This window comes from Camelimonas sp. ID_303_24 (genome assembly GCF_053543495.1).
This window is the reverse complement of record NZ_JBLLJM010000012.1, coordinates 42999-58863: the sequence shown is the minus strand read 5'-3', so window position 1 is coordinate 58863 and position 15865 is coordinate 42999. Positions and strand designations below refer to the sequence as shown.

General features: G+C 66.6%; 20 protein-coding genes. 5 read left to right on the top strand and 15 right to left on the bottom strand.

Features of this window, described 5'->3' with window-relative positions:
* Window positions 1–9: 9 nt before the first annotated feature.
* The 5 genes from ACERNI_RS12490 to ACERNI_RS12470 are packed head-to-tail and all read right to left on the bottom strand — an operon-like array spanning window position 10 to window position 4034.
* Window positions 10–912: an ABC transporter permease subunit gene (locus tag ACERNI_RS12490; protein WP_448833617.1), complete on the bottom strand. Its 903-nt coding sequence runs from the start codon at window positions 910–912 to the stop codon at window positions 10–12.
* On the bottom strand, window positions 909–2120 hold the full coding sequence (gene ssuD, locus ACERNI_RS12485; RefSeq protein ID WP_448833616.1) for an FMNH2-dependent alkanesulfonate monooxygenase: 1212 nt from the start codon (window positions 2118–2120) through the stop codon (window positions 909–911). Before ssuD ends, ACERNI_RS12490 begins: the two co-directional genes overlap by 4 nt.
* A 26-nt stretch (window positions 2121–2146) precedes the next feature.
* Window positions 2147–3112: an aliphatic sulfonate ABC transporter substrate-binding protein gene (locus tag ACERNI_RS12480; RefSeq protein WP_448833615.1), complete on the bottom strand. Its 966-nt coding sequence runs from the start codon at window positions 3110–3112 to the stop codon at window positions 2147–2149.
* A 20-nt stretch (window positions 3113–3132) separates the two neighbouring features.
* Entirely contained in the window at window positions 3133–3765 is a 633-nt protein-coding gene (msuE, locus tag ACERNI_RS12475) for an FMN reductase (RefSeq protein ID WP_448833614.1), read from the bottom strand.
* On the bottom strand, window positions 3762–4034 hold the full coding sequence (locus tag ACERNI_RS12470) for a hypothetical protein (protein ID WP_448833613.1): 273 nt from the start codon (window positions 4032–4034) through the stop codon (window positions 3762–3764). The genes msuE and ACERNI_RS12470 overlap by 4 nt, the downstream gene beginning before the upstream one ends.
* 267 nt (window positions 4035–4301) lie before the next feature.
* Between ACERNI_RS12470 and ACERNI_RS12465 the strand changes: the two genes are divergently transcribed.
* The gene (locus ACERNI_RS12465) at window positions 4302–4520 is read left to right on the top strand and encodes a hypothetical protein (RefSeq protein ID WP_448833612.1); all 219 of its coding nucleotides are present in this window, start codon (window positions 4302–4304) and stop codon (window positions 4518–4520) included.
* Between the two features lie 118 nt (window positions 4521–4638).
* Here the strand turns inward: ACERNI_RS12465 and ACERNI_RS12460 are convergent, their stop codons facing one another.
* Window positions 4639–5094, bottom strand: coding sequence for a PaaI family thioesterase (locus tag ACERNI_RS12460; RefSeq protein WP_448833611.1), 456 nt, complete (start codon window positions 5092–5094; stop codon window positions 4639–4641).
* A gap of 84 nt (window positions 5095–5178) precedes the next feature.
* Window positions 5179–5568, bottom strand: a complete 390-nt coding sequence (locus tag ACERNI_RS12455) for a VOC family protein (protein WP_448833610.1) — start codon at window positions 5566–5568, stop codon at window positions 5179–5181.
* 300 nt (window positions 5569–5868) lie between these two features.
* Here ACERNI_RS12455 and ACERNI_RS12450 point away from each other — a divergent pair, with 300 nt between their 5' ends.
* Window positions 5869–7125 carry an ABC transporter substrate-binding protein gene (locus ACERNI_RS12450; RefSeq protein ID WP_448833609.1) on the top strand — a complete coding sequence of 419 codons (1257 nt, stop codon included), beginning with the start codon at window positions 5869–5871 and terminating at the stop codon, window positions 7123–7125.
* 217 nt (window positions 7126–7342) lie between these two features.
* Here the strand turns inward: ACERNI_RS12450 and ACERNI_RS12445 are convergent, their stop codons facing one another.
* Together ACERNI_RS12445 and ACERNI_RS12440 are read right to left on the bottom strand one after the other, a co-directional pair.
* Window positions 7343–8119: an SDR family NAD(P)-dependent oxidoreductase gene (locus ACERNI_RS12445; RefSeq protein ID WP_448833608.1), complete on the bottom strand. Its 777-nt coding sequence runs from the start codon at window positions 8117–8119 to the stop codon at window positions 7343–7345.
* A 43-nt stretch (window positions 8120–8162) separates the two neighbouring features.
* Window positions 8163–8540 carry a hypothetical protein gene (locus ACERNI_RS12440; protein ID WP_448833607.1) on the bottom strand — a complete coding sequence of 126 codons (378 nt, stop codon included), beginning with the start codon at window positions 8538–8540 and terminating at the stop codon, window positions 8163–8165.
* A 24-nt stretch (window positions 8541–8564) separates the two neighbouring features.
* Between ACERNI_RS12440 and ACERNI_RS12435 the strand changes: the two genes are divergently transcribed.
* Both ACERNI_RS12435 and ACERNI_RS12430 read left to right on the top strand, forming a co-directional pair.
* Complete coding sequence (locus ACERNI_RS12435) at window positions 8565–8810, top strand: hypothetical protein (RefSeq protein ID WP_448833606.1); 246 nt, start codon at window positions 8565–8567, stop codon at window positions 8808–8810.
* 85 nt (window positions 8811–8895) lie between these two features.
* A complete protein-coding gene (locus ACERNI_RS12430) occupies window positions 8896–9870 on the top strand; it encodes an LLM class flavin-dependent oxidoreductase (protein ID WP_448833648.1) in 975 nt (324 codons plus the stop codon).
* Window positions 9871–10022: 152 nt separating this feature from the next.
* Here the strand turns inward: ACERNI_RS12430 and ACERNI_RS12425 are convergent, their stop codons facing one another.
* On the bottom strand, window positions 10023–10787 hold the full coding sequence (locus ACERNI_RS12425; RefSeq protein ID WP_448833605.1) for an SDR family NAD(P)-dependent oxidoreductase: 765 nt from the start codon (window positions 10785–10787) through the stop codon (window positions 10023–10025).
* 213 nt (window positions 10788–11000) lie between these two features.
* Window positions 11001–11810 (bottom strand): SDR family NAD(P)-dependent oxidoreductase, encoded by an 810-nt coding sequence (locus ACERNI_RS12420; protein WP_448833604.1) that lies wholly within the window; start codon window positions 11808–11810, stop codon window positions 11001–11003.
* A 561-nt stretch (window positions 11811–12371) separates the two neighbouring features.
* On the opposite strand from ACERNI_RS12420, the gene ACERNI_RS12415 reads away from it, so the two are divergent.
* A complete protein-coding gene (locus ACERNI_RS12415; RefSeq protein WP_448833603.1) occupies window positions 12372–12551 on the top strand; it encodes a hypothetical protein in 180 nt (59 codons plus the stop codon).
* A gap of 287 nt (window positions 12552–12838) precedes the next feature.
* On the opposite strand, the gene yacG is transcribed toward ACERNI_RS12415, so the two are convergent.
* Genes yacG through ACERNI_RS12395 form a run of 4 tightly spaced genes read right to left on the bottom strand, consistent with a single transcriptional unit; the run spans window position 12839 to window position 15396 of the window.
* Window positions 12839–13075, bottom strand: a complete 237-nt coding sequence (yacG, locus tag ACERNI_RS12410; RefSeq protein WP_448833647.1) for a DNA gyrase inhibitor YacG — start codon at window positions 13073–13075, stop codon at window positions 12839–12841.
* Window positions 13076–13111: 36 nt separating this feature from the next.
* Entirely contained in the window at window positions 13112–13744 is a 633-nt protein-coding gene (locus ACERNI_RS12405) for a Maf-like protein (protein WP_448833602.1), read from the bottom strand.
* Between the two features lie 49 nt (window positions 13745–13793).
* The gene (gene pssA / locus ACERNI_RS12400) at window positions 13794–14681 is read right to left on the bottom strand and encodes a CDP-diacylglycerol--serine O-phosphatidyltransferase (RefSeq protein WP_448833601.1); all 888 of its coding nucleotides are present in this window, start codon (window positions 14679–14681) and stop codon (window positions 13794–13796) included.
* Between the two features lie 16 nt (window positions 14682–14697).
* A complete protein-coding gene (locus ACERNI_RS12395; protein ID WP_448833600.1) occupies window positions 14698–15396 on the bottom strand; it encodes a phosphatidylserine decarboxylase in 699 nt (232 codons plus the stop codon).
* Window positions 15397–15865 lie beyond the last annotated feature (469 nt).

Sequence of the window (15865 nt, the reverse complement as noted above, 5' to 3'; positions counted from 1 at the left end):
TCGCCTCCTTTATTTCCGGTATGCCGGGTGCCACTGCAGCGACAGGCGCTCCAGCAGGCGGGCGATGCTGTCGGCGGCCTTGCCGAGCAGCGCGTAGATGATGATCGACAGCATCACCACATCGACCAGCAGGAATTCGCGCGCCTGCATCGCCATGTGGCCGATGCCGGATTCGGCGGCGATGGTTTCGGCGACAATCAGCGTCAGCCACATGATGCCGAGCGCATAGCGCAGCCCGACGAAGATCGACGGCAGCGCCCCCGGCAGAATGACCCGCCAGAACAGCTCGCCCTGCTTCATGCCGTAAATGCGACCCATCTCGATCAGTTGCGGATCGACATTACGGATGCCGTGCAGCGTATTGATATACATGGGAAAAAATACGCCCAACGCCACAAGGAACAGCTTGGCGCCCTCATCGATGCCAAACCACAGGATCACCAGCGGAATCAGCGCCAGGTGCGGCACATTGCGCACCATCTGCAGGCTGGTGTCGGTGAGCTTCTCGCTGAGCCGCGACAGGCCATTGGCAAGGCCAAGCGCAAGGCCAATGCCGCCGCCGACAACAAAACCTGACAGGGCGCGCAGGGTGCTGACGGCGATGCTCTCCGGCAATTGCCCGGAGGCCGTGAGCCGGATCGCCGCCGCGACGATCGCCGACGGCGCCGGAAGGACATTGGGTTGCAGATAGCCGATGCGGGCCAGGGCTTCCCACACGATGACGATCAGGGCGGGAACCAGCCAGCCCGTCAGGTGGCCGCCGCCGATTCCGGCGGCCACGGCGGAGCCGAAGCGGGCAAACTTCCCTTGCGGCGGCCGCGCGCCCGCTGGAGGAGAGAGCGCGGCTTCCGGTGGAAACGCGATGGTTCGGGCGGTCGCCGCCGCCGGTGGTTTGAGGGCCGCGTCGCTCATGACGCCGCCGCCCGCAGATCCACCGGGCCGACGCCGGCGCCGGCGGCGAACTCGTTGGCCAGCCCCCGGCGCCAGGTCGCGCCTGGGCGCTCAATGCCCAGTTCGGGGAACAGCAGCTCGGCCACCCGGTACGATTCCTCCAGATGCGGATAACCGGAGCCGATCACCGTATCGATGCCCAGCGCCTGATATTCGCGCAGCCGCTCCGCCACGGTTTTGGCGTCGCCGACCAGCGCGGTGCCAGCGCCGCCGCGCACCAGGCCAACGCCGGCCCACAAATTGGGCGACACCTCCAGGCGGTCGCGCCGGCCCTGGTGCAGATCAAGCATGCGGGTCTGGCCGACCGAGTCGGTGAGGGTGCGCAGCCGCTCCTGGGCGAAGGCAATCTGCTCATCGCTGATCTTGCTGATCAGCCGGTTCGCCGCCTCCCAGGCTTCCTCATTGGTTTCGCGCACGACGAAATGCAGGCGGATGCCGAAGCGGACGCTGCGGCCGCGCCGCGCCGCAGCGGCGCGCACCCTGGCGATTTTCTCCGCCACCTGCGCCGGGGGCTCGCCCCAGGTCAGGTAAAGCTCGGTCTGGTCCACCGCCAGTTCGATGCCGGCGTCAGACGAGCCGCCGATATACAGCGGCGGATGCGGCTCCTGCGCCGGCGGGAAATCGAGGCGGCTGTTTTCCACCCGATAGTATTTGCCGGTGAAGTTCACCGTCTCGCCGGCGACCAGACGTCGCCAGATGGTCAGGAATTCGGCCGCCTGCTCATAGCGCTCGTCGTGATTGAGGAAAATGCCGTCGCCGCCCAGTTCAAGCGGCACGCCGCCCACCACCACGTTCAGCAGCAGCCGGCCGTTGCTCTGGCGATCCAGCGCCGCGGTCTGGCGGGCGGCGAAAGACGGGGTGGTGACGCCCGGCCGCAGGGCGACGAGGAACTTCAGCCGCTCCGTCGCCTCGGCGAGGCCAGCGGCGGTGATCCATGAATCGACGCAGTTCTGGCCGGTCGGCAGCAGCACGCCCTGATAACCCAGACGGTCGACGGCCTGGGCGATCTGGCGGAAATAACCGAAATCCGACGGGCGCTGCCGGGTCTCGGAACCGAGATAGGAACCGTCGCCGTGGGTGGGAATGAACCAGAAGAAATTCAGCGGATCGGCGCCTGCCGGGGTAGCGGCGGAAGCGGCGGCGGAAGAAATGACGGATGTGTCAGGCATGGCTTGCTCCGTTGTCACGCGCCGCTTCAGCGGCCAGCCTTTTGCTGCGGCGGCGTCCACACCGCCTCACTGATGGTGATCTGGCGCGGAATCAGGCCCAGTTCGAAGAAAGCGTCCGCCACCTTCTGCTGCTGCTTCACCTCCACGTCGGTGAGCGGTCGCAGGGAATATTCCGCCCGGTCGATGGCGCGCCGGTTGCCGTCCACGTCGATGCCGGTGGCTTTTTGCGAGGCTTCGGCGACGGCCTGACGGTTGGCGCCGGCCCAGTCGGTGATCTTGCCGATCTCCTCCAGCGCCGCCTTCAGCTGCTGTGGATGCTTGTCCGCGAAGTCCCGGTTGGCGAGGTAGAAGGCGTTGGTGGGCGGCAGCTTCTCCAGCCCCGTCACCGGCCGGCCGCCCTGCTTCAGCTCCACCAGGGCGAAGAACGGGTCCCAGACGGCAAAGGCGTCGATGGAGCCGCGGCCAAAGGCGGCGACGCCATCGGATGGCGACAGATAGACCGGCTGGATATCCGTGAACTTCAGACCATTGGCGGCGAGCGCCTGAATGGTGAGGTTGTGGGCGCTGGAGCCTTTGGGAATGCCCACGCGCTTGCCCTTCAGGTCAGCGACGCTTTTGATGGGGGAGTCGCTTTTCACCAGAATGGCGTGTTTCGACGCCGGGCTGACCGCCGCATAGACCACTCTGGCTCCGGCGGCCTGGGCGAAGACCGGCGGCGTGTCGCCGACAGCGCCGAAGTCGATGGCGCCGGCGCCCAGCGCCTCCAGCAAGGGCGGCCCGAACTGGAATTCGACCCATTTGACGTTCTTCACGCCCAGTTCCTTCAGGCGCTTCTCAATGGCGCCGGACTGGCGGGCGACGATGGAGACCGAGGCCTTCTGGAAGCCGATGCGCACCTCATCAGGGGCCTTTTCGGCGGCGAAGACGGGGCCGGAGGCGACAAGGGCGGTCGCGCCCAACACGGCGGAGAGAAAACGGCGTTTGTTCAACATGATGCTGTCTCCAGGCCTGCTCATGAAAGCGTGGCGAAGCGCGCGCCGGCGGCGCGGACGGCCGCGACATGGCCGTTGGCGGCTGGCTGCGGGGCGGCAAGGTTTGGGGCGGCAAGGTTTGGGGCGCGGCTGGTCAAAGCCGCGAGTTCGCCGGCGGCCTGCTCCAGCCGGGCGCGCACGTCCGGCGCGGTGAGCGCGCCATCGGTGAAGTCCGCGTCGGCGGCGTAGACGGCGGTGGGCACGCTGAGCGCGCTGAAGAAGCCGAACAGCGGCCGCAACTGGTGCTCCACCACCAGCGCGTGGCGATGGCCGCCGCCGGTGGCGGCCAGCAGCACCGGCTTGCCGGCGAGCGCCGCCGGATCGATGAAATCGATCAGGTGCTTGAGCAGGCCGATGAACGAGCCCTTGTAGACCGGCGTGCCAATGATGAGCGCATCGGCGCCCTCGATGGCCTCAAGAACCTCCTGGCCGGCGAGCGGCAGCTTGCTGCGGCTGAACGCGCCGACGCCGGGGCCAATATCGACCAGGTCATACAGTTCCGGATCGACCGCCTGGCGGCGGGCGACGGCCGCGATCGCCGCCTCCGCCACGGCGCGGGTCTTCGAAGGACGATGGGTGTTGCCGCTAAATGCGACCAGTCGCAGAGCGCTCATCGGCGCGCCTCCCTTGCAGGCGCCGCGTGGCCCCGGACGGGCTGGCGGCTGTTGATGACGCGCCGGGCCGCCCGTTCGGCCTCCCCCGGCGTCCGGAAAATCTGGCCGTCAAGCGGCTGGAAGCGTGGTCCGGCGGCGTGAAAGCGGAAGCGGGCGCCGTCGGCGGCGACAATGCCGGCGGCCGCGCCGCCCACCTCGATGATGAACGCCGCCGGCCCGTTGGCGGGGCCGGCAATGGCGGCGCCGGAAGATGACAGTGAAAAAGACATGAAGCCTCCCTGCGCCGGAGCGACCGACGTGGCGGGTCTGCAGAATGGGGAAGGAACGGGCGCGAGCCGCCTTTGGGCCTGGCGCGCCAGAAGCTGTCGCGGCGGAAGCGTCGGCCCCCTGCGCGAAGCCGCCTGACAAGACGGCGGCAGGATCAGGCGGACGGCGGCGCCGTCAACGGCGCCAGAACGCCGTCAACAACAGCACATCGCCGAGGTCCGGCGACAGGAGATCTGCAGGGGCAGCGCGCGGCTGCGGGAAGCAAAAAAATGGTGCATGAAACTGCTCCAGCCCGATCCGCCTTGCCGCTGGGGTGGAAAGGCGGAGCTTTAGCGTTTGGTGACGCGGCGCAAGCTGCTGATGTCAAATGCCCGCGGATCGTTATGACCAACGTCATGAAAAAACGACGACGTCGCCCGGTCAACCGCTATCGAAGGATCTGGAACAGTTTGGAAGAATTGCGCTTTTCAGGCCAGGACACGGCATGATTTTCTGCGCGGCGGAGCGAATGGGAAATGCCGTTTCGGCGCCAGGAAGGCGACCTGCCGCCGGCCAGCCCGCAAAGCGGGGGGCCGGAATCTCGCGCCTGGATATATACGGGACTGGTCAGCCGCGCCGGACGAAGCGCATGACGGCGACAGCGGTGGCCAGGGTGACGCCGTCCGGGCTGCGCAGTTCGCCTTCCACATGGGCGCCGCGCTCATCGCGCTGGGTCACCCGCGCCTCCGCGAAGATTTCGCCGGGGGAAGCTGGTTTCAGGAAGCGGGTGTTGAGGTCCCGCGTCACGGCGGTCAGGCCATCGGGCAAGCTCTCGATCAGCGTGAAGCCCGTGGCGGAATCCAGCATCGCCGCCAGAATGCCGCCCTGCACCGTGCCGTGGCGATTGCAGAATTCCGGCCGCGCCACATAGACATAAGCGCCGCGACCGGCCTCCGCATCATAGGAGATGACGCGGCGACCCAGCAACTGCGCCGCCGGTGGATTCACCAGCGGCCGGCCGCCCCGGCCTGCAGGCGGGGTGCCTGGGCCCGCCCCGTTCCGGATCGTCGCATCATCGCTCATGAGAGGCCTTTCATGCTTCGGCCTCTTGCAAGCTTCGGCCTGTGGCAAACAGCGCCCTGTTGCAAGCTTCGGCCTGGCGCCGGATCAGGCGCCAACGGCGTGGAAGCCGCACAATTTGTTGCCGTCAGGGTCGCGCACATAGGCCAGATAGAAGGCGCCAAGCGGCGTTTCGCGCAGACCTGGCGGGTCCTCACAGGTGACGCCGCCATTGGCGACGCCCGCGGCGTGCCAGGCGTCGACCTCGGCCGGGCTGCCGGCGGCGAAGCCGATGGTCGCGCCGTTGCTGACAGTGGCCGGCTCGCCGTTCAGCGGCCCGGTGAGGATCAGCATGGCGCCGTTGTGGCTGTAGAACACCCGGGTGGTGTGCAGGTGGCCAACCGCGCCCGGGCCCACGCCGAGCGGCGCCAGCAGCGCGTCGTAAAACTTGCGGGACTGTTCCAGATCGTTGCTGCCAACGGTGATGTGGCTGAACATGCGAGCTCCTCCCATTTTCCGGCGCAGGGGCCAATCGGGAGCGTCTTGCCCCGGCGCCCTGCCCCTTTCGCGATGCGCCCTGTTTTTCGTGACATATTGCGGGCGGCGGCATTCTGACATCTGGCGCGGCGGACGCAAGCAAGCTGTGCGCGGGAAGCTTATGCACCGGACGCGACAATGTGTTTGCGCATTCCCTGTCGCAGGTGACCCGGAACCTTGTTATCAGCGCTCCAGGCGCAAAACAGGGGGACCCAAGGCATTCCGGAAATCAAAAAAACGCGCCGCCACACGAGGACTCAGGTGACCAGTTTGACGACCCGCGCGCCCGTTTCGCGCCGCTTCGCCACCATCGCCCTTTCCGGCGTTTTTGCCCTTGCCGCGACGTTTCACGCCCAGGCTGAGAAGAAGTACGGCCCCGGCGCCTCGGATACCGAGGTGAAGGTCGGCAATTTCGTGCCGTACAGCGGCCCCGCCTCGTCGTTCAGCCTCGTGGGCAAGGTGCATGACGCCTACGTCCGCATGCTCAATGACAATGGCGGCATCAACGGCCGCAAGATCAGCTTCATTTCCTACGACGACCATTACAGCCCGCCGAAGGCGGTCGAGCAGACCCGCAAGCTGCTTGAAAAGGATGAGGTGCTGTTCCTGTGGCAGACGCTCGGGACGGCTTCGAACACCGCCGTCCTGAAGTATGTCAATGCAAAGAAGGTTCCGCACCTGATGCTGTCGTCGGGCGGCACCAAGTTCGGCGATGACCCCAAAACCTACCCGTGGACCATTCCGTTCAATCCCGCTTTCGCCACCGAGGGCCGGATTTACGCCAATCTGATCCAGGAAAAATACCCGAACGCCAAAATCGCCGTGCTGGTTCAGAACGACGAATACGGCAAGGACATTTACAAGGGCTTCCGGGAAGGTCTGGGCGACAAGGTCTCGATGATCGTCGCCGAGGCGCCTTACGATCTGTCGGACGCCACCGTCGACTCGCAGATGGTCAAGCTCAAGGCTTCGGGGGCCGACCTCTTCGTCAACCTGTCGACGCCGAAGTTCGCCGCCCAGGCCATCCGCAAGCTGGGTGAGCTGAACTGGAAGCCGGTCCACATCCTCAACAATGTGGCCTCCACCAAGAAGACCGTGCTGGTTCCCGCCGGGCTGGACAACGCCCAGGGCGCCATCACCGCCAACTACATCATGGATGCGTCCGACCCGAAGTGGCGGGACGAGGCCGGCATGAAGAAGTTCAAGGCGTTCATGGAGAAATATCTCCCTGATCTCGACCGCGACAGCACCCTGCCGATCTACGCCTACGCTGCGGCCCAGACGCTGGAGCACGTGCTGCGCGAGGCCGGCGACGACCTGAGCCGCGAGAACGTCATGAAGGTCGCCAGCAACCTGAAGGACTTCCGTCCGGAGGTGCTGCTGCCAGGCATCGTCATGAACACCTCGCCGACCGATCACCTGCCGATCGAGGACATGCAGGTCATGGTGTTCCGGGGCGACGGCTGGCAGCCGGAAGGTCCGCTGCTTTCGGCCAACGCGACGAAGAAGACGCAGTAAGGCAAAGCGGCCCAAAAACGTCCGGACACGAAACGTCCGGGCGCGGGACGTTCCAGGGGCTGTGCAAAAGGGCGTCCGGCGGCAAGGCTGGACGCGCCTGCCCTGAATGCGGACAAATGGCGCCGCGCCATAACGGACAGCGGGCGCTCCAGTTGATGGAGCGCCCGCTTTTTTTTGGAACGGCAACCGCCCGGCGACGGACCGGAACCAGGTCGCCTCACACCGCGTTGAGGCCGCCGTCGACGCTGTAGACGCTGCCGTTGCAGAAGGCCGCGCCGTCGCTGGCGAGGAAGGCGACAAGCTCCGCCACCTCCTCCGGCGTTCCATAGCGGCCGGAGGGGATCGCCCGCGCCGTCCGCTCATGGGCGGCGGCGGCGTCCGCAGCCTGGCCGGCGTTGATCGACGCCATCATCCGGCTTTCGATGGGGCCCGGATTGACGCTGTTGACGCGCACGCCCCTGCGGCCGGCTTCGGCCGCCGCCGAACGGGTCAGGCCAATGACCGCGTGCTTGGAGGTTGTGTAGGCCGACAGGCCCGGCGAGCCGGTGAGGCCAGCGACGCTGGAGGTGTTGATGACGCTGCCGGCGCCCTGCCCGTACATCACCGGCAGTACATGTTTCAGGCCAAGAAAGACGCCGAGCACATTGACGTCGATCACCTTGCTGAACTCGGCGAGCGACAGCGCCTCAACCGGCTTCACCGGCCCCTCGACGCCGGCATTGTTGAAGAAGATGTCGATGCGGCCAAACTCCGCCACGGTCGCCGCGACCATGGCCGCAACCGCCGCCTCGTCGGTGACGTCGGCCGTCGTCGTGAACAGCCGGGCGCCGGCCGGCAACAGGCCCGCGTAGCCGCTGAAGTCCGTTCCCGGCATATCGACGGCGGCAATGGCCGCGCCCCGGCTGGCGAGCACCGCCGCCGTCGCCCGGCCGATCGCGCCATTGGCGCCGGTGATGAGCGCGACCTTCTGATCGAGGCGGGATTTGTCCTGCATGTGCTGTTCTCCAAAAGATGCCCCGGGGCGCCCGGATCAGGGGTCAGGGTTTGCCGCTTCGCGCCAGGCGCTCGGCCTCAAGCTCGTCCGCCACCGATATGCCCGTGTTGGGAATGACCTGAACGGCGCGATCGTCCCACAATTCGCGCATCCACAGATCCTTGATGCAGGTCACCTCAAGGCGCGGCAGATCCTGCCGCTCCAGCCATGCGTGAATATGCGCGACGATTTCGCCGCGCAGGGGCTCGTCCACCGAGGCCCGGGCGGTGAAAATTTTGACCAGGCGATCTTCCTCCAGCCAGCGGCGCACCCGCTCAACCATTGGCCCCACCGGTTCGCCTATATGCTCGACGCCCCGCCATTCATCGAAGTGCGCCAGGGTTCCATCCAGGTCGACGCCAATCCACTGCCTTCTGCGCATCCATCCCATCCTGTCGTTTTGTGCATGGAACAACCGTTTGCCGCCAGGCGCAATATCAGCGGCGATCCGGCGCCCAGGCAGGTCGGCAGGTCAGTTATTTCCCGGGCCCCCTTGTTAAGAACGCCGGCCCAACCGATGTTGTGGACGCTCATTCCGCCGATGGTCGGCATTGCGAATGAGCTGGAGCGCATTCTGGCGGCGCGGAGCCAATATCGCGCAGAAAATGCGTTTCCATTCAAAATGGTAGAGAAAAATTCCGATTCCCGTTGATCGCATTTTTCTCCAGCGCGCGCCGGGTTGACGGCCAGTCCACGCCGCTGACTGGTGATGACGCCTGCAGGAGAAAGCCTTGTCCTTGCCCCCCTTGTCCGTTCTGGATCTTGCCTTCATTCCTGAAGGGTCGACAGCCGCCGACGCGCTGCGCAACACCGTCTCACTGGCGCAACACGCGGAAGCGTGGGGCTACAGACGTTTTTGGCTGGCCGAGCACCACAACATGGTCGGCATCGCCAGCGCGGCGACGTCCGTGGTGATCGGGCACGTGGCGGCGCACACGAACACGATTCGCGTTGGCGCCGGCGGCGTCATGTTGCCCAACCATTCGCCGATGGTGATCGCCGAGCAGTTCGGCACGCTGGAGACGTTGTTCCCCGGCCGCATCGACCTGGGGCTCGGACGCGCGCCAGGCACGGACCAGCGCACCCTTCGGGCCTTGCGCCGCGACGCCGGCAGCGCCGACCAGTTTCCCCAGGACGTTCTGGAGCTGCAGGCGCTGCTGGGCCCCTTGCAGGAAAACCAGGTCATCCAGGCTGTGCCAGGCACGGACACCAACGTGCCCCTGTGGATCCTGGGCTCCAGCCTCTATGGCGCGCAACTGGCGGCGGTGCTTGGCCTGCCCTACGCCTTTGCCTCGCATTTCGCCCCGGCGGCGCTGGAAGAAGCGGTCGCGGTTTACCTGGAGCGCTTCAAGCCCTCGGCGCAGCTGGAGCGCCCGCATGTCATGGTCGGCGTCAACGTCATCGCCGCCGATACGGACGCGGAAGCCATCCGCCTGTTCACCTCGCCGCAGCAGCAGTTCGTCAATTTGATCCGGAACGCGCGCGGCAAGCTGCGGCCGCCGATCGACGACATCGAAAGCTACTGGCAGCCGCATGAAAAGGCGCATGTGATGGCGATGCTGTCATGCGCGGCGGTCGGCTCGCCCACAACGGTCCGCCAGCAGCTGGAGACCATTGTGCGCCGCACCGGGGCCAATGAACTCATCGTGGCGACGGCAATTCACGACCCGGCCGCGCGCCTGCGCTCCTACGAGATCGCGGCCAGCCTGTAACGGCGGTTTTCGAGCCGGCAAGCAAAAGCCGCCCTGGAGCGATCCAGGGCGGCCTTTTTACGTCAGAACAGCGCCCGCTTTGCCGGAGCCCCGCTTGGGCGGAAGCGCTCCGGCAAGGGGCAGGCAAGGGGCAGGCAAGGGGCAGGCAAGACTCAGCGCGGAGCCATGCGGATGGCGCCGTCGAGGCGGATGGTCTCGCCGTTCAGCATCGGGTTTTCGATGATGTGCGAGGCCAGCAGGGCGAACTCCTGCGGCGTGCCCAGACGCTGCGGGAACGGCACGCTGGCGCCCAGCGACTGGCGCACCGGCTCCGGCAGGCGGCCGAGCAGCGGCGTGTCGAAGATGCCAGGCGCGATGGTGTTGACGCGGATGCCGCGGCCGGCCAGGTCGCGGGCGGCGACGATGGTCATGCCGATGATGCCGGCCTTGGCGGAGGCGTAAGGGATCTGGCCGATCTGGCCTTCATAGCCGGCCACCGAGGCGGTGTTGACCACCACGCCGCGTTCCTCGCCCACCGGCTCGTTCTTCGCCATGGCGGCGGCGGCCAGACGCAGCACGTTGAAGGTGCCGATCAGGTTGATGCGCACCACCATTTCATAGTGATCGAGCGCGCCAGGATTGCCGGCCTTGTCGAGAACGCGCAGGGCGCCGCCGCGACCGGCGCAGTGCACCACCGCGCGCAGGTTGTTGTTGGCGTTGGCGAGATCAACCGCCGCCTGCATGTCGGCTTCGCTGGTGACGTCGGCAGCCGCGAACTGCGCCTTCGGACCCAGTTCCTTCGCCGTGTTGGCGCCGTCGGAAGCCGGCAGGTCGACGATGACGACATTGGCGCCGCCGGCGATCAGCTTCTCCGCCGTGGCGCGGCCAAGACCGGACGCGCCGCCGGTGACGAGGGCGGTGATGCCTTCAAGCTTCATGGAAAACTACTCCTGTCGAACGTAATGGCGGCGGGCGCAAAGCGTCCGCACGGAAACTGTCTCTCGCCACACCTGTTAGCGCATCTGACGGCGCTTGCCAGCGCCCTGGACAAAATTCGCGCACGTGAACCGGAATTTCGCCTGCACGGAATCAGCGCCGGGGTGGGGAGCCGGCCGCTCGCGCGGAGCATTCTACCGCTTGCGCGGAGCAATTTACCGCTTGCGCGGGCCTGGCCCCGTGAGTCGCGAGCCGGCGTCGTAAGGGACGATTTCGCCGGTCATGAACCGCGAGCCGGGTCCCGCCAGGAACACGGCGGCCTCCGCGACGTCTTCCGGGGTCGGGGCGGCGTTGAGCGGCGTGGTCTGCTTCACCGACTCGCGCAGTTTGTCGGCGGCGTCCTGGCCGGTGCCCTTCACGAACCAGGGCGTGTCCATGTAGCCCGGGCACAAGGCGTTGACGCGGATCAGCGGCGCGAGGGCGCGGGCCAGCGACAGGGTGATGCCGTTGAGCGCCGCCTTCGAGCCCACGTAAGCAATGGATGAGCCGATGCCGGAAATGCCGGCGATGGACGACACATTCACCACCGAGGCCGGAATGCCCCAGGCGTTGGCCCCCGCTTCCAGCAGGTCGCGGGCGGCGCGGACCATCTGGAACGGGCCCACGGTGTTAACGCCGTAGATGCGATGGAAATCTTCGGCCGAAAGCTGGTCAAGGGCGCCGTGCGGCACATGCATGGTCGTGCCGGCGTTGTTGACGAGGGCATGGACAGCCCCCCAGTCAGCCGCGGCGGCAACGATGCGGCGGCAATCGTCATCGCTGGAAACGTCGCCCTGCACGACGCGCACGTCGCGCGCGCCAGCGGCGCGGCAGGCCCCGGCCGTGGCCTCGCAGGCCTCCTTGCTGGACGAATAGTTGAGCGTCAGGCGCGATGCGCCGGCGCGGGCAAGGCCAATGGCCGTCGCCGCGCCAAGGCCCGTGGCCGCGCCTGTGACAATGACGTTCATATCGCTGAAATCAGCCATGTTTCCTCCCGCGCATCAGGCTTGCCATGGTTCGCGCGACGTTTGGCGGATCATGACGTTTGTTCCCGAGCCAATTTTACTGGGCCATAGGGCGCCGCCAGCGGTTGTAGAGCAAACACAGGGAATTTGAACGGCTTTTTGCGCCAGGCTGATCCGCGCGCGGCGGCTCCCGGCGCAACCCGGGCGCGGCGGGCGTTGGCGCACGGGCGATCCTGAATGTTCACATCACTGTGAAAAATGCCCTTCCAGACGCGCCTTGCGCCGCCCGGATGCCAGCAAAACCCAATGAGTGCAGCCGGTCCACCTTCTGGCGCGCGGCGCAGAAACTCCCTGGGGGCCCGGAACCAATGCGAGAGAGGCGACGTTACCACGCCAGACAACAGCGAGCCGCCTGATCATCCGGTCACCGCCCCGCCAAAACGGAACAAAAAGCGTTCGCCCCGCCGTCCAGGACCCTGCCGTCCACGACCCGGGATAGTGAGGTATGGCCCAGGGCCTGCCTGACATGACGCGCAACCACAGAAAGCCCGGCGCATGCAGCGGCGGGGCCAGAGGCGCAGCATGACATACGATATCGGCAACCACGTTCCCGCCGCCCATTCGCAAGGGGCCGCCGGAATGCTCCCGGTTCAGGACGCCGGCCAGGAAGGCAGCGTGCGCACCGCAGTGGTGGCCCTGGTGCTGGTGGTGGTGTCCGCCCTCGCGATCTTCCCGTTTATCCTGCCAAGCATTCCGGTCTGATCTGCGCCAGGCGTTTCCCCTCAGGGGAAGCCTGGCGATCGCTCCGCCAGACGATACAGGCGGAAAGCCCGTATCGAGGCATTAGGGAACGGGGGAAGCTTTCTCGCCGGGCCAGCCGCCGCGATCGCCGTGTCAACGGGCTGGCGCGACCGGCGCGCGCAGCGAAGCGACGCCCGCTTCGCCAGACGGCGCCGCCACAGGTGCCAGAACGCTGACGCCATGACTGGCGGGGAGAACTGGCCAGGATGACCGGCCAATATGACTGGCCAGGCGGATCAGCCCTCCGCTCAGTCCTCAGTCTCATCGTCCACAACGGGACGGCCGGGGATGGCGTAAGATCCGGTGAGCCAGCGGTTGAGATCGACGTCCGCACAACGCGCTGAACAGAATGGATCGTGCGCGGCGATGGCCGGCTTGCCGCAGACCGGACAGGGCGTTGCGGGCGCGACCTTGTTCCGCGCCGCGCCGCCCTCAGGATTCCTGTCGTGATTCTGGCGGCCCTGGGGCTGGTTGTCCTGCTTCAGCTCATCATTGTTCATATATCAGCCTCCCGGCGCCGCTCAGGCCGCCGTCCAGCTGGCGCGCACAGGATAACCCTCGCCGGCCAGCAGGTTGACTGTTTCATACAGGGGCAGACCAACAACCGCGGTATAGGAGCCCACCAGCTTGACCACGAAGCTGCCCGCCAGACCCTGGATGGCGTAACCACCGGCCTTGCCGCGCCATTCGCCCGAAGCGAGATAGGCCGCCAGGTCCTCGCGCGCCAAATTTTTGAAGCGCACCCGCGTTTCAACGATGCGGTCGCGCTCGCCGCCACGCGGCGAAATCAGGCAAACCGACGTGTAAACCCGGTGGGTGCGGCCCGACAGCAGGCGCAGGCAGGCGTCCGCCTCCTCCACCAGCTCCGTTTTTGGCAGGATGCGACGGCCAACAGACACCACCGTGTCGGCGGCGAGCACGTAAGAATCGGCCTGGGCGTCGGTCTCCCTGAGCAGCCGCTCCGCCTCGCGCGCCTTTTCACGCGCCATGCGACGCGCATAATCGCGCGGTTTCTCGGTTTTCTGGGGCGTTTCGTCGATATCGGCCGGCAACAGGGCCGCGGGCTGGACGCCCGCCTGCTCCAGCAGGGCGAGCCGGCGCGGCGAAGCCGACGCGAGAACCAGGCGCAAGGCCGGCGAAGTTCCTGCCGTCATTCAGTCAGTCTCCGGCGGTCAAATCAGTGCGGAAGAGCCGGGAGCCGGCTCAGGCCCGGTCGTCGGCGGGCGCGGCGGCGGGCGGTGACGCGGCGGAGGCCGGCTCCACCGGCGTCGATGCCTGGGCCGCCGCAGGCGCGGCCACAGGGGGGTGACGCTGGAGATTGCGCCGGTACGACAGCACGCCGAGCGGGATCAGCGCCAGATAGGCGATGGTGATCACCGACAGCAGCTCGAAGGTGTAGCTGGCCAGCAGACCGACCACGAGCACGCAGGCGACGAACAGCGGCAGCACCCACTCGCGCGGTATGCGCTGGCCGATGGTCTTTCCCGACCATGTGGGCGTCTTCGACACCATCAGGAACGCGATGCCCAGCATGAATATGGCGATCAGCCCGGCAAAACTGCGCGTCGGCAGGCCCAGCAGATGGAAATAGACCGGCAACAACGCGCACAGGGCCCCGGCCGGGGCCGGCATGCCGACGAAATAGTTCTTCATCCATTCCGGACGCGTCGGATCATCCAGCATCACATTGAAACGGGCGAGCCGCAGCGCGGCGGCCACCGCATAGACCAGCGCCACGATCCAGCCGACCGAGCGCAGGCCGTCGAGGGTGAAGGTGTACATCAGCAGGGCCGGAGCGACGCCGAAATTGACGAAGTCCGCCAGCGAATCCAGCTCGGCGCCGAAGCGCGACGTGCCCTTCAGCAGCCGGGCCACCCGCCCGTCGACGCCATCGAGAATCGCGGCGGCGAGAATGGCGACAACCGCCATCTCCAGCTTGCCCTCAATCCCCAGGCGAATGGCGCTGAGACCAAGGCACAGCGCCACCAGAGTGATGACGTTGGGAACCAGGACGCGCAATGGCACCGACTTCAGGCCGCGGCGTCTTGGCTCGCCATTGTCGGGCGGAAAAGGTGGAAACAGGTCGGCCATCGTGCGCGCTCCAGGCTCAGGCGCTGACGAAGGTGCGGCGCGGGCCTTCGGCGCGCAAATCAGCCAGCACGGTCTCGCCCGCGACAGCGCGCTGGTTCAGCCCCACCAGCGGCGTGACGCTTTTGGGCAGGAACACGTCGACGCGCGAGCCGAAGCGGATCAGGCCATAGCGCTGGCCGGTGGTCAGGGCGTCGCCCTCCTGGACGAAGCCGACAATGCGACGGGCAATCAGGCCGGCGATCTGCACCACGCCGACCGGGCCGCGCGGGGTCTCGATCACCATGGCGCTGCGCTCGTTATCCTCGCTGGCCTTGTCCAGGTCAGCGTTGAGGAACAGGCCTGGCGTATAGGCGATGCGCCGCACCTGGCCGGCGACGGGGGCGCGGTTCACGTGCACGTCGAACACGTTCATGAACACGGAGATGCGCAGCATCGGCTCGGTTCCCAGCGCCAGCTCCGGCGGCGGAACCACCTCGACAATGCTGCTGACGCGACCGTCGGCCGGGGAGATCACCAGCCCCTCGTCCTGCGGCGTGACGCGCACCGGATCGCGGAAGAAATAGCAGATCCAAAGGGTGATGAGCGCGCCGATCCAGCCCAGCGGCTCCCACAGCCAACCCAGCAGCAATGACGCCACGACCCCGATGGCGATGAACGGGTATCCCTCCTTGTGGATCGGAACCAGCGTTTCACGGACCGAGTTGTAGATCGACATTCGCGCTCCCTGAGCATCCCCGGCGAAACAGCCCCGCTTCCCGGGCGACAATGGGTATAACCAGAAAACCTGGCGTTAATACAAACCTGGGCGAAATTGCCATTTTGCCCAAACACGGCCGGAACCGGCCCCGCGGATCAGCCTGGCGATCGCGCAACCTGTCCAGACATACAATCTGACCAGACATACTGTCTGCCTGGACATATAGCCTGCCCGGACATGCGGTCTGCCCGGACATGAACATGATCCCCGAAAACCTGGCCGGCTTTCGGGGATCATGTTGATGACGCGGCCATGCTGGCCAGACCAGCGACAATCCGCCATCGCCCCACCCCGGCTGGCAACGGTCCGCCAGACGATCCGTCAGGGACAACGCGCGGCGCTGTCAGGGACGGCGCGCGGCGCCCGGCCCACCTCCGGCGGAGGTGGGCGCATGGACGATGGTTTATTGTAACACAACCCGCCAGCT

Coding starts and splice junctions, on each gene's coding strand:
- ACERNI_RS12435 (WP_448833606.1), top strand. CDS start 8,565: ATGGAACAACCGTTTGCCGCCAGGCGCAATATCAGCGGCGATCCGGCG.
- pssA (WP_448833601.1), bottom strand. CDS start 14,681: ATGGCCGACCTGTTTCCACCTTTTCCGCCCGACAATGGCGAGCCAAGA.
- ACERNI_RS12420 (WP_448833604.1), bottom strand. CDS start 11,810: ATGGCTGATTTCAGCGATATGAACGTCATTGTCACAGGCGCGGCCACG.
- ssuD (WP_448833616.1), bottom strand. CDS start 2,120: ATGCCTGACACATCCGTCATTTCTTCCGCCGCCGCTTCCGCCGCTACC.
- ACERNI_RS12425 (WP_448833605.1), bottom strand. CDS start 10,787: ATGAAGCTTGAAGGCATCACCGCCCTCGTCACCGGCGGCGCGTCCGGT.
- ACERNI_RS12445 (WP_448833608.1), bottom strand. CDS start 8,119: ATGCAGGACAAATCCCGCCTCGATCAGAAGGTCGCGCTCATCACCGGC.
- ACERNI_RS12465 (WP_448833612.1), top strand. CDS start 4,302: ATGGTGCATGAAACTGCTCCAGCCCGATCCGCCTTGCCGCTGGGGTGG.
- ACERNI_RS12440 (WP_448833607.1), bottom strand. CDS start 8,540: ATGCGCAGAAGGCAGTGGATTGGCGTCGACCTGGATGGAACCCTGGCG.
- ACERNI_RS12415 (WP_448833603.1), top strand. CDS start 12,372: ATGACATACGATATCGGCAACCACGTTCCCGCCGCCCATTCGCAAGGG.
- ACERNI_RS12405 (WP_448833602.1), bottom strand. CDS start 13,744: ATGACGGCAGGAACTTCGCCGGCCTTGCGCCTGGTTCTCGCGTCGGCT.
- msuE (WP_448833614.1), bottom strand. CDS start 3,765: ATGAGCGCTCTGCGACTGGTCGCATTTAGCGGCAACACCCATCGTCCT.
- ACERNI_RS12455 (WP_448833610.1), bottom strand. CDS start 5,568: ATGTTCAGCCACATCACCGTTGGCAGCAACGATCTGGAACAGTCCCGC.
- ACERNI_RS12480 (WP_448833615.1), bottom strand. CDS start 3,112: ATGTTGAACAAACGCCGTTTTCTCTCCGCCGTGTTGGGCGCGACCGCC.
- ACERNI_RS12395 (WP_448833600.1), bottom strand. CDS start 15,396: ATGTCGATCTACAACTCGGTCCGTGAAACGCTGGTTCCGATCCACAAG.
- ACERNI_RS12490 (WP_448833617.1), bottom strand. CDS start 912: ATGAGCGACGCGGCCCTCAAACCACCGGCGGCGGCGACCGCCCGAACC.
- ACERNI_RS12470 (WP_448833613.1), bottom strand. CDS start 4,034: ATGTCTTTTTCACTGTCATCTTCCGGCGCCGCCATTGCCGGCCCCGCC.
- ACERNI_RS12460 (WP_448833611.1), bottom strand. CDS start 5,094: ATGAGCGATGATGCGACGATCCGGAACGGGGCGGGCCCAGGCACCCCG.